The sequence below is a fragment of the Pantoea sp. CFCC18177 genome (genome assembly GCF_059412425.1).
In genome coordinates, this window is sequence record NZ_JBNBPL010000011.1 from 42091 (window position 1) to 54371 (window position 12281).

Consider the following 12281-nt stretch of genomic DNA (forward strand, 5'->3'; position numbering starts at 1 on the left):
GCTTCATTCCTGAACAATGTAGAGAGAGCTGTGCTTTTTCTGTGCACCAGAGTAACCGGGAAAAATTTCAGTGTACACCTGTACGCTAAAATTATTCTGTGTAGGGTTGTAACCCCCCGATGAACATTCAATCTGTTACACTGACCACTCATTTTGCCGATGAGTGCCGCCTGCATGTTTTCACACCGCGATCTGTCCAGCCTGAATGACCTTGAGATGCAGGTGTACCACTTCATCATCAAACATCGGGAAAGTGTCAGTTATATGACGATTCGTGAACTGGCCGCTCAGGCAGCGGTTTCCACCACCACCGTGCTGCGTTTCTGCCGCAAAATGCACTGTGAAGGCTGGTCAGAATTCCGCATCCGTTTTCGTCTGGCACAGGAGCAAGCAGCGCCCGAGTTGATGCCGTCTGGCGTCGGTGAAATGCTCAGCTTCTTCAAAAGTATTCATAACGATGAGTTTGAGCAGCAGATAGCCCAAGCCGCGCAGATGATTATGCAAGCCGAGCATATTTTCTTTATTGGGGCGGGTACATCTGGCAGCCTGGGTAAATATGGCGCACGCTACTTTTCTAATATCGGGAAATTCAGCCACCACATTGATGATCCTTATTATCCTGTGAGTAAAAGCGCTTACGAAAATGCGCTGGCCATTATTTTATCGGTATCGGGCGAGACTGAAGAGATCCTGCGCTTTGCCAGCCAGTTTAGCCTCAATCACTGCAAAATCATTTCGATAACCAACCATGAGAGCTGCTCACTGGCTAAAATGGCGGACTTCAATCTTTCGTATCATATGCCGCAGATGAAACTGGGTGACCGTCTCAATATCACCACACAAGTACCGGTAATCTATATTCTGGAAACGCTGGGCCGCTATATTTCCCGCGCCACTGCTATATAAAACACCCTGTTTTTTAGCTGTGACAAATCACCTAATTCTTAAGGGTGTTATATCGTGACTTCCATTATTGGCAGGTTACACTGCAGGCAGTGAGTTATTTCGCAAACAGTGTAATGGGGTATGCCGATGAGTGAAGGATTGCAATTACCGAAAGGGTTTCTTTGGGGTGGCGCGGTTGCCGCACATCAGGTTGAAGGCGGTTGGGATCAGGGCGGTAAAGGTGTCAGTATTGCCGACGTGCTGACCGGTGGTGCACATGGCGTGGATCGCGTGATTACCTCTCGCGTTGAGGCCGATAAATACTACCCCAATCATCAGGCTGTCGAATTTTATTCTCACTATAAACAGGACGTAGCACTGTTTGCCGAAATGGGCTTTAAGTGCTTCCGCACCTCGATTGCCTGGACGCGCATCTTCCCGAATGGGGATGAGCAACAGCCGAACGAGGCGGGCCTGCAATTCTATGATGACCTATTCGATGAGCTGCTGAAGCACGGCATTGAACCGGTGATCACCATCTCCCACTTTGAAATGCCTTATCACTTGGTCAAAGAGTACGGCGGTTGGTCCAACCGTAAAGTGGTCGATTTCTTTGTGCACTTCAGTGAAGTCGTTATGACGCGCTATCAGCACAAAGTGAAATACTGGATGACCTTCAACGAAATCAATAACCAGCGTAACTGGCAGTATCCGCTGTTTGGTTATTGCTGCTCTGGCGTGGTGTTTACCGATCACGAAAAACCGGAGCAGATGATGTATCAGGTGATGCACCATCAGTTCGTTGCCAGCGCCAAAGTGGTGAAACGTGGCCGCGAAATCAACCCGAGCTTCCAGATTGGCTGCATGATTGCCATGGTGCCGGTCTACCCGTTCTCTTGCCATCCTGATGATGTGATGCTGGCGCAGGAATCGATGCTTCAACGCTATGTGTTCAGTGATGTGCAGATGCGCGGTGCCTATCCTGCCTACACCCTGAAAGAGTGGGCGCGCAAAGGTTATCAGATTGAGATGCAGCCAGAAGATGCCGACACGCTGCGTCAGGGTTGCTGTGATTACGTAGGTTTCAGCTACTACATGAGCAACGCGGTGAATACCCAAGCCAGCGGCGTGGACGACCCGATTACCGGCTTTGAGGGCGTGGTGCCGAATCCACATGTGAAAGCCTCTGACTGGGGTTGGCAGATCGATCCCGTGGGCCTGCGCTATGTGTTGAACTCGCTGTATGAGCGTTATCAAAAGCCGCTGTTTATCGTTGAGAATGGTTTTGGTGCGATTGATGAGCCGAATGCTGACGGGTTTATTGAGGATGATTACCGCATTGATTATCTGCGCGCACACATCGAAGAGATGAAGAAAGCCGTGGCGCTGGATGGCGTGGATCTGCTGGGCTATACGCCTTGGGGCTGTATTGATTGTGTGTCGTTCACCACCGGCCAGTACAATAAGCGTTATGGCTTTATCCATGTTAATAAGAACGATGATGGCAGCGGTGATTTTGCCCGTTCGAAGAAGAAGAGTTTTGCCTGGTATCAGCAGGTGATTGCGAGTAATGGCGCGGAGCTGTAAGGCGCGCAATGAATTGCGCTGATACGTTATCTGCGTGAATCTGTAGCGGCGCGATTTATCGCGCTTGCCTGCAGCGGTGGCGTTGCGGCGAGATGCGCAATGAATTGCGCCGCTACAGATTACCGTAACAGATCAGAATTTAACGACCGCCCGCCGCATCGATAAAGGTGCCGGTTACATAGGAAGCGGCATCGCTGCTCAGCCAGAGAATTGCCTCGGCGACTTCTTTGGCCTGACCGCCTCGCCCCATTGGCAGTGAGCCAGCCACCCGATCCACCCTTCCCGGTTCACCGCCATCGGCATGCATCTCGGTGTAGATCAATCCTGGTCGCACGCTATTGACGCGAATGCCCTGTGCCGCCACCTCCAGTGATAAGCCTTTGGTCAGGGTATCCATCGCACCTTTTGACGCCGCGTAATCAACGTATTCGCCTGGCGCCCCCAGGCGTGAGGCAGCAGAAGACACATTAACAATCGCGCCGCCCTGCCCACCATGCGCGGTGCTCATGCGCTTGACCGCTTCACGACAGCAGATAAAGGTTCCGGTGACGTTAGTGGCGAATACACGTTGAATACGTTCGGCGTCGAGATCCTCAACGCGGCACTGGGTAAACAAAATTCCGGCGTTGTTGATCAGCACGCGCAGATTGCCATCTTGTTGATCAAGCTGCTGGAACATGCGCACAACCTGGGCTTCATCCGCGATATCCGCATGCACGGTAAAAGCACTGCCGCCTTGCGCTGCAATTTCTTCCACTACTTGCTGAGCCTCAGCTTCACGCTGGCGATAATTGACCGCCACGCGATAGCCAGCCTGCGCCAACAGAAGCGCCGTCGCACGTCCAATACCCCGGCTGCCGCCAGTCACTAATGCCAGATCCATGATGTCTCCAAAATGAAAAGGGCCGATTTCTCGGCCCTCAGGATTTTTCCACTGAAGCAGTTTAGCCTAAATAGTTTGCGTTGCAGCAAGGCGGCAAGCGCGTTCATCCACGGATCAGTAAGTGGCCGTGGTGAACGCGCGCAGCCAACGCCGCTGCGGCTCAAACTATGACGACTAAATGTATTCGCTCATCGGAACACATGAACAGAACACATTACGGTCACCAAACACATCATCCAGACGCTTCACGGTTGGCCAGTATTTGTTAGCGCTGCCTGCCGGGAACACCGCCAGCTCACGGGTGTAGGTGTGCGCCCAGTCGCCGACGATTTCCATCTGCGTGTGCGGTGCATTCACCAGTGGGTTGTCATCGGCTGGCCATTCGCCATCGGCCACGCGGTCAATCTCCATGCGGATAGACAGCATCGCATCGATAAAGCGATCCAGCTCGATTTTGCTTTCCGATTCGGTTGGCTCAACCATCAGCGTGCCCGCCACCGGGAATGACATGGTCGGTGCATGGAAGCCGTAATCGATCAAGCGCTTGGCAATATCCAGTTCGCTGATACCGGTTTGCTCTTTCAAAGGACGAATATCGAGAATACATTCGTGCGCGACGCGACCATCACGACCCGCATACAGGATCGGATAAGCGGATTGTAGACGGCTGGCAATGTAGTTGGCATTAAGGATCGCAACCGAGCTGGCTTGCTTCAGGCCTTCCGCGCCCATCATGCGGATGTACATCCAGCTAATCGGCAGAATGGAGGCGCTACCGAACGGTGCTGCGGATACCGCACCTTGTTGCGTCAGCACACCATCAATTTGCACAACACTGTGGCCAGGTACGAACGGGGCCAGATGCGCTTTCACGCCGATTGGGCCCATACCCGGGCCGCCACCGCCGTGTGGAATGCAGAAGGTTTTGTGCAGGTTAAGGTGCGAGACATCTGCGCCGATGTAACCTGGGGTGGTGATGCCCACCTGAGCGTTCATGTTGGCGCCATCGAGGTACACCTGACCGCCATACTGATGCACGATCTGGCACACTTCACGAATAGTTTCTTCATAAACACCGTGCGTCGAAGGATAGGTCACCATGATGCAAGAGAGCTCATCACCCACCTGAGCCGCTTTCTCGCGCAGATCGCCCAGGTCGATGTTGCCTTGTTTATCACAGGCCACCACCACCACCGCCATGCCCGCCATCTGTGCTGATGCAGGGTTGGTGCCGTGAGCAGAACTTGGGATCAGGCAAACATGACGTCCACCTTCGTTGCGGCTCTCATGATAGCGACGAATCGCCAGCAGGCCGGCATACTCACCCTGCGCACCGGAGTTCGGCTGCATGCAGAGTGCATCGTAACCGGTGAGTTGCACCAGCCATTGAGAAAGCTGGCCAATCATTTGCAGATAACCTGAGGCCTGATCGGCTGGGCAGAACGGATGCAGATCGGCGAATTCAGGCCAGGTGATCGGGATCATTTCCGCTGCGGCGTTGAGTTTCATGGTGCATGAGCCCAATGGGATCATCGCCTGATTCAGCGCCAGATCTTTTTTCTCCAGACTGTGCATGTAGCGCATCATCTCGGTTTCGCTATGATGGCGATTGAACACCGGATGGGTCAGGAAGGCACTTTCACGCACCATACCCGCTGGAATGGCACTGTTCTCAGCGGCAACGCTGGCATCCAGCGCGTCAATATCCTGACCATGCGCATCGCCCAGCAGAATGGCGAACAGCGCCTGCACATCTTCACGTGAAGTGGTTTCATCAAGGGTGATACCTACGCCGTTGAGCACGTCATTACGCAGGTTAACACCAAAGCTCAGCGCACGATTCAGCACTTCGGCCTTATCAGCCACTTCAACAGTCAAAGTATCGAACCAGCTGGCGTGACGCAGTTTCAAGCCGCCATTTTGCAGACCAGCGGCCAGAATGCTGGTCAAACGGTGGATGCGTGAAGCGATGCGCTTCAGGCCAACAGGGCCATGATAGACCGCGTACAGGCCCGCGATGTTGGCCAGCAGCACCTGTGAAGTACAGATGTTGGAGTTCGCCTTCTCGCGACGAATATGCTGCTCACGAGTTTGCATCGCCATACGCAATGCGGTATTGCCTGCTGCATCACGCGAGACACCGATGATACGGCCCGGCATGGAACGCTTGTGCTCGTCGCGGCTGGCAAAGAAGGCAGCGTGCGGACCGCCATAGCCCATCGGAACACCAAAACGTTGTGCAGAACCAAAGACAATATCCGCGCCCTGCTTGCCCGGTGCTTCTAACTGCACCAGCGCCATGAAATCAGCGGCAACGCTGACCACCACTTTGCGGCTTTTCAGCTCAGTCATCAGCGCGCGGTAATCGTGTACTTCACCGCTGGTGCCGACCTGCTGCAGCAACACACCGAACAGATCGTCATGATCCAGCGCTTTGTCGGCACGATCGATGATCAGCTCAAAACCAAAGGTTTCAGCACGGGTACGCACCACGTCCAGCGTTTGTGGATGGATATCGTCGGCGATAAAGAATTTACCGGCGTTTTTCAGTTTGCTGACGCGCTTTGCCATTGCCATCGCTTCAGCGGCGGCAGTGGCTTCGTCCAGCAGTGAAGCAGAGGCGATATCCAGTCCGGTTAAATCGAGTGTCAGGGTCTGGAAATTCAACAGCGCTTCCAGGCGGCCTTGTGACACTTCAGGCTGATAAGGGGTGTACGCGGTGTACCAGCCTGGATTCTCCAGCATGTTACGCAGGATAACCGGCGGAGTGATCACCGCACTGTAGCCCATGCCGATCCAGGATTTGTAACGTTGATTCTGACTGGCAATGGCTTTCAACTCTGCCAGCGCTTGCTGCTCGGTCGCGGCATCACCTACCGCAGGCGGGCCTGGCAGTTGGATGTCGGCAGGAACAATCGCGCTGATCAATGATGACAGCGAACTGGCACCAATCGCTTCCAACATGGTGGCCTGCTGCGCGGGGGTAGGACCGATGTGGCGCTCAATGAAAGCACCGTTGTGTTCAAGCTGGCTGAGAGTCTGGGTCATTTGCAGTAAATCCTGAATCGGGCTGGGTGACAAAACGGCATAAAATCAGGCAGATAAAAAAGAAGGTGCCGCAATGCAGCACCTTCTGTGGCTACCAGTTACTCGTCGATGGCGCCTTTGTACGCATCGGCATCGAGCATTGAGTCAAGTTCTGACAGGTCGCTGGCTTTGATACGGAACAGCCAACCCTCGGCGTACGGTTCGCTGTTCACCAGCTCCGGCGCGTCAGCTAAGGCTTCGTTAACCGCGACGATCTCACCGCTCAGTGGGGCATAGATATCGGATGCGGCTTTAACGGATTCCGCCACGGCACAGTCGTCACCGGCAGCGAAAGTCGCGCCAACGTCGGGCAGGTCAACAAACACCATGTCGCCCAGCAGTTCTTGCGCGTGTTCGGTGATACCCACGGTAAAGGTGCCATCGGCTTCTTTACGCACCCACTCGTGGCTATCGCGGTATTTCAATTCATTAGGCACATTGCTCATCGCCATTTCTCCTGAAAAAAATTACTGAGCGACCGGCTTACCGGCGCGAACAAAAATCGGTTTAGTCACTTTCACCGGCATTTCACGATTGCGGATCTCTACAATCGCTTGCTCACCAATGCCTGCTGGCACACGTGCCAACGCGATGCTGCAACCCAGCGTCGGGGAGAAGGAACCACTGGTAATAATACCCTGCTGCGGCTGACCTTGTTCGTCAGTGAAGCGTACCGGCAAGCCGTTACGCAGCACCCCTTTTTCGGTCATGATCAATCCAACCAGCTTTTCAGTGCCTTTAGCACGTTGGGATTCAAGGGCTTCACGGCCGATAAAATGACGATCGCTGGGTTCCCAACTGACCGTCCAGCCCATGTTGGCAGCCAGCGGTGAAACGCCTTCGTCCATCTCCTGGCCATACAGGTTCATACCGGCTTCCAGACGCAGCGTGTCGCGCGCGCCCAGACCCGCAGGTTTTACCCCAGCGGCCAGTAGTTTCTGCCAGAAATCAGCCGCTTCGCTGTTAGGCATAGCGATTTCGTAACCCGCTTCCCCGGTATAACCGGTGGTGGCGATAAACAGGTTTTCCGCCTGTACCCCGAAGAAAGGTTTCATTCCGGCAACGGCTTGACGCTGTGCATCGCTGAATAACGTTTGGGCTTTCTGCTGTGCATTAGGGCCCTGCACGGCAATCAGCGACAGATCATCACGCTCAGTGAGTTCAACGCCAAACGGCTGTGCATGCTGCTTAATCCATGCCAAATCTTTCTCACGCGTGGCGGAGTTCACCACCAGACGGAAAAAGTCTTCGGTCATAAAGTAAACAATCAAATCATCAATGACGCCAGCAGAAGCATTCAGCATGCCGGTATACAGGGCTTTACCCGGCTGGGTCAGTTTGGCGACATCATTGGCCAGCAGATAGCGCAAGAATTCGCGCGTACGCGCACCGCGCAGATCGACGATGGTCATGTGGGAAACATCAAACATGCCGGCATCGTTACGCACCACATGGTGCTCATCCATTTGTGAGCCGTAATGCAGTGGCATCATCCAGCCATGAAAGTCCACCATGCGAGCACCGCATGCCTGATGCTGTTCGAATAGAGGCGTTTGCTGAGTCATAACCATCCTGTGAAAACAAGTGAGCGTGACGCGCCTGCGTCGCCTTTTCAGGCTGACGCAAACGTTCTCTTTGTGCTGAAGTTACCACCGAATGCGGCGATTAACCATAAGGAAAACGAGTGCGAAACACTACCATCATTCCGTGATACACCGAATATCAATCAGCATAATTCACTGCATTTTTGTGATTAACCGCGCACAAAATACGTTACTGATACATTAAACCAGCCAGATAATGGAACTCACGTCCCAAGGCGCGGAAATGGTTCGGCACCCCGCAAGCGTTAGCATGAGATAAACTAATGCGAATTGATGGGTGAAATTAGAATAAATCAAACGAGGCGCAATTTGGGTGCAGGTGCGCACCAGCGTGGTGCGAAGACGTTTTTATCAGGAGTTCGGGCGGGCGCCAGCGAGCAGCTCAAGGGCCCACTTACAGGGATAAAATGAGTGTAGGTCGTGGCTCAGAGGGCGGCCCGAAGGCCGCCCGGACAGAAAGGGGGACGTTAGCGGATCCAACTGGGCATATCGTTCAGCCCCATTGCCTGTTTCAGCATCATCGGTTTTACGCCCGGCAGCGTATCTGCCAGTTTCAATCCGACATCACGCAGCAGTTTTTTTGCTGGATGGGTGCCGGCAAATAACTCGCGGAATCCCTGCATCCCTGCCAGCATCATGGCGGCGCTGTGTTTACGGCTGCGCTCATAGCGACGCAGATACAGATGCTGGCCGATGTCTTTACCTTCCTGCTGCAAACGGCGAATTTCACCAATCAGTTCAGCGGCATCCATAAAGCCGAGGTTCACACCCTGCCCCGCCAGTGGATGGATGGTGTGCGCCGCATCGCCAACCAAGGCCAGACGGTGTGCGGCAAAATTACGCGCGTAACGTGCCATCAGCGGGAAGGTTTTGCGCTCACTTTCAACGTGGCACAACCCGAGGCGCATATCAAAGGCAACGGAAAGTTGCTGATTGAACAAGGCTTCCGGCATGGACTGTACCCGCGCCGCTTCCTGTGGCGACAGAGACCAGACGATGGAGCACAGGTGCGGGTCTTGCATCGGCAGAAACGCCAGAATGCCGTCACCGTGGAACACCTGTCGCGCAATCGCATCGTGCGGCATGTCGGTGCGAATATTCGCCACCAGCGCATGGTGATCGTAATCCCAGAAGGTGACTGGAATATCTGCTTTATCTCGCAGCCAGGAATTGGCGCCATCTGCGGCAATCAGTAAGCGCGCACTCATCATGCTGCCGTCCTGCAGTGTGACAAAGGCTTCGTTATCGCCAAATGCCACCTGCTGCAACTGCGCTGGAGCAAATAAGGTCACATCACTGCACTGGCTGGCGCGCTGCCATAGCGCGCTGTGAATCACCTCATTTTCAATGATGTGTCCAAGGTGCGACAGCCCCTGCTGCTCATCATCAAAACTGATCGAACCAAAGCTATCTTGGTCCCACACTTCCATGCCGTGATAAGCACTGGCACGCAACGCGAGGATGCTGGACCAGACGTCCAGTTTTTGCAGCAGACGCTCGCTGGCCGCGTTGATGGCAGACACACGGATCGACGCGGCGCTCGCGGGATCAAATTGTGGCTCAGGTGCTTTTTCCAGCACGGCAACGCGCAAGCCACTGCCCTGCAATCCGCAGGCGACGGCCAGACCTACCATGCCGCCACCGGCGATGGCCACATCAAATGTTTGCATTGCTGCCCCTTAATTCATGCTTAACGCTTGACCCAGCCGAGCGTCCGCGCGGCAAGTGGGTTTCGCAGCCATGGCAGATGGTCCATTGCCACCAGCCCAAGATTTCTTCCCGCCACTAAGGGCGCATAACGGTTGGCAAACAGCCGCACCAGGCCATCGGTGACACCAATGGTCGCGGCCCGATCCGGTTGACGACGCGCGGCAAAATGGTGCAGCACACCATAACACCCAACGTCCTGCTGACGACGATGCGCACTCGCCAGCGTTTCCGCTAGGGACATCACATCACGCAGCCCCAGATTAAAGCCTTGGCCTGCGATAGGATGCAGCGTCTGCGCCGCATTGCCCACCAGCGCCAGACGATGTGCCACCTGACGTTCGGCGGTTTGTAGTGCCAACGGATAGACTTCGCGCTGCCCGGTGTGGGTAAAGCGCCCCAGCCGCCAGCCAAATGCCTGCTGGAGCGTGCGCAGGAAGGTCGCATCATCCCACTGTTTAATATCTGCTTCAGCCTCAACCGGATGGCACCACACTAACGACATACGATTGCCAGACATCGGCAGCAACGCCAGTGGGCCGTGCTGAGTAAAGCGCTCAAACGCGCGCCCCTGATGCGGCAATTGCGTGGTGACATTGGCAATCACCGCCAGCTGCTGGTAATCGTCGCGCTGCCAGGTGATGCCGCAAGAGGCGGCCAACGGCGAACGAGAACCATCCGCCGCCACGAGTAACGCAGCTTCCAGCTGTTCGCCGCTGTTGAGCGTCACCTGCACCGACTCTGCACTGCGCGAGACTGCGGTGACATAATCAGGGCAACGCACCGTCACGCCCGGCGCACTTTTCAGACGCTGAAACAGGCGCTGTCCCACATCGTATAACTCCACTACATGGCCGAGTGCCGGGAGCTGATAGTCATCCGCCTGCAACTGGACGAAGCCGGTGTGACCGCGATCGGAAACGTGAATATCGGTGATGGGCGTAGCGCAATCGGCGAGTGAACGCCACAGATCAATATCCGCCAACTGCTGGCAGGTGCCCGCTGCCAGCGCAATCGCGCGTCCATCAAAGCCGGGATGTGCACGGCTATCCGGCAGGCTGCGTTCGATCAGGGTGACGGGCAGCTGACCTTGCGTAAGGTGCGAAATCGCCAATGCGAGGGTGGCGCCGGTCATGCCGCCACCTGCAATTACAATGCTCATGCGTGACGTGCCGCCGCCATCAATGCTTCAATCGCATCGGCGTCTTTGACGACGCTGTCGGTGAGGTTTTCATTGCCGTCCGCTGTAATCACGATGTCATCTTCGATACGAATACCAATGCCGCGATATTGCGCAGGCACCTTAGCATCGGGCGCAATGTACAGACCCGGTTCAATCGTCAGCACCATGCCCGGCTCCAGAATACGGTCACGACTCGGCGTGCCGTAATGGCCAACATCATGTACATCCAGCCCCAACCAGTGGCTCAAACCGTGCATGAAGAAGGGACGATGTGCCTGCTCTTCAAACAAGGTATCGATGTTGCCTTCAAGAATGCCGAGATCAACCAGGCCGGTGATCATGATATGCACCACTTCGTCATTAACGTCGTGGATGCTGATGCCTGGACGGAACATTGACAGTGCTTTGTAGAGAGAGGCGAGCACGATGTCATAAATCTCGCGCTGTGGCTGGGTGAATTTGCCGTTCACCGGGAAGGTACGGGTGATATCACCGGCATAACCGTGAAACTCACAGCCGGCATCAATCAGCACCAGGTCACCATCACGCATTTCACTTTCGTTTTCGGTGTAATGCAGAATGCAGCCGTTTTCACCCGAGCCGACGATAGTGTTGTAAGACGGGAAGCGCGCCCCGTGGCGATTGAATTCATGATGAATTTCGCCTTCCAGCTGATATTCGAACATACCGGGGCGGCAGGTTTGCATCGCGCGGGTATGTGCCAACGCGCTGATCTTGCCAGCGCGGCGCAGAATCTCGATCTCTTCTTCGCTTTTAAACAGGCGCATGTCGTGCACCCACGGACGCCAGTCGGTGACCGTGGCCGGTGCGCTCAGATTTTGACGGAATCCACGGCGCAGTTTTTCCAGCGCGCTGAACACCAGCTGATCAGATTCTGCATATTCACCCTGGGCGTGATAGACCACATCCAGACCATTCAGCAACTGATGCAGCTGTTCACCGATGTCATCCCATGGCAAGGCGCGATCCACACCCAGCCTGGCGGGGGCGGCGTCTTGTCCAAGACGGCGACCAAACCAGATCTCTGCCGTCAGGTCACGCACACGGTTAAACAGCACGCTGTGATTATGCTTGTCGTCACTTTTGATCAACACCAAAAGCGCCTGCGGCTCATTGAAGCCCGTGAAATACCAGAAGTCGCTGTTTTGGCGGAAGTTATATTCGGTATCGTTGCTGCGCGTCACTTCAGGTGCAGCAAAAATCAAAGCGGCACTGCCAGGCGCCATACGGGCAATCAGCGCCTGACGACGTTGCTGGAAAGTTTCCAGTGTAATCATGTTTGCACTCCCTGTTGAAACGGGCACCACCGCCCGCAATGACGCGC

Annotated in this window: 9 protein-coding genes; 2 read left to right on the plus strand and 7 right to left on the minus strand. The window is 54.9% G+C overall.

Features of this window, described 5'->3' with window-relative positions; translation table 11 throughout:
• Window positions 1-174: 174 nt before the first annotated feature.
• A complete protein-coding gene (locus ACPUC8_RS13265; protein WP_494926477.1) occupies window positions 175-906 on the plus strand; it encodes a MurR/RpiR family transcriptional regulator in 732 nt (243 codons plus the stop codon).
• A gap of 126 nt (window positions 907-1032) precedes the next feature.
• On the plus strand, window positions 1033-2472 hold the full coding sequence (locus ACPUC8_RS13270; protein ID WP_494926478.1) for a 6-phospho-beta-glucosidase: 1440 nt from the start codon (window positions 1033-1035) through the stop codon (window positions 2470-2472).
• A gap of 139 nt (window positions 2473-2611) precedes the next feature.
• On the opposite strand, the gene ACPUC8_RS13275 is transcribed toward ACPUC8_RS13270, so the two are convergent.
• The 7 genes from ACPUC8_RS13275 to pepP form a co-directional block, all read right to left on the minus strand.
• A complete protein-coding gene (locus ACPUC8_RS13275) occupies window positions 2612-3355 on the minus strand; it encodes an SDR family oxidoreductase (protein WP_494926479.1) in 744 nt (247 codons plus the stop codon).
• Window positions 3356-3529: 174 nt separating this feature from the next.
• Entirely contained in the window at window positions 3530-6403 is a 2874-nt protein-coding gene (gene gcvP, locus ACPUC8_RS13280; RefSeq protein WP_494926480.1) for an aminomethyl-transferring glycine dehydrogenase, read from the minus strand.
• 98 nt (window positions 6404-6501) lie between these two features.
• Window positions 6502-6888: a glycine cleavage system protein GcvH gene (gene gcvH / locus ACPUC8_RS13285; protein WP_058973692.1), complete on the minus strand. Its 387-nt coding sequence runs from the start codon at window positions 6886-6888 to the stop codon at window positions 6502-6504.
• 21 nt (window positions 6889-6909) lie between these two features.
• The gene (gene gcvT / locus ACPUC8_RS13290) at window positions 6910-8007 is read right to left on the minus strand and encodes a glycine cleavage system aminomethyltransferase GcvT (RefSeq protein ID WP_039331856.1); all 1098 of its coding nucleotides are present in this window, start codon (window positions 8005-8007) and stop codon (window positions 6910-6912) included.
• 506 nt (window positions 8008-8513) lie between these two features.
• Complete coding sequence (ubiI, locus tag ACPUC8_RS13295) at window positions 8514-9716, minus strand: FAD-dependent 2-octaprenylphenol hydroxylase (RefSeq protein WP_039331858.1); 1203 nt, start codon at window positions 9714-9716, stop codon at window positions 8514-8516.
• A gap of 20 nt (window positions 9717-9736) precedes the next feature.
• Complete coding sequence (gene ubiH, locus ACPUC8_RS13300) at window positions 9737-10915, minus strand: 2-octaprenyl-6-methoxyphenyl hydroxylase (RefSeq protein ID WP_494926481.1); 1179 nt, start codon at window positions 10913-10915, stop codon at window positions 9737-9739.
• The gene (pepP, locus tag ACPUC8_RS13305; RefSeq protein ID WP_494926482.1) at window positions 10912-12234 is read right to left on the minus strand and encodes a Xaa-Pro aminopeptidase; all 1323 of its coding nucleotides are present in this window, start codon (window positions 12232-12234) and stop codon (window positions 10912-10914) included. The genes ubiH and pepP overlap by 4 nt, the downstream gene beginning before the upstream one ends.
• Window positions 12235-12281 lie beyond the last annotated feature (47 nt).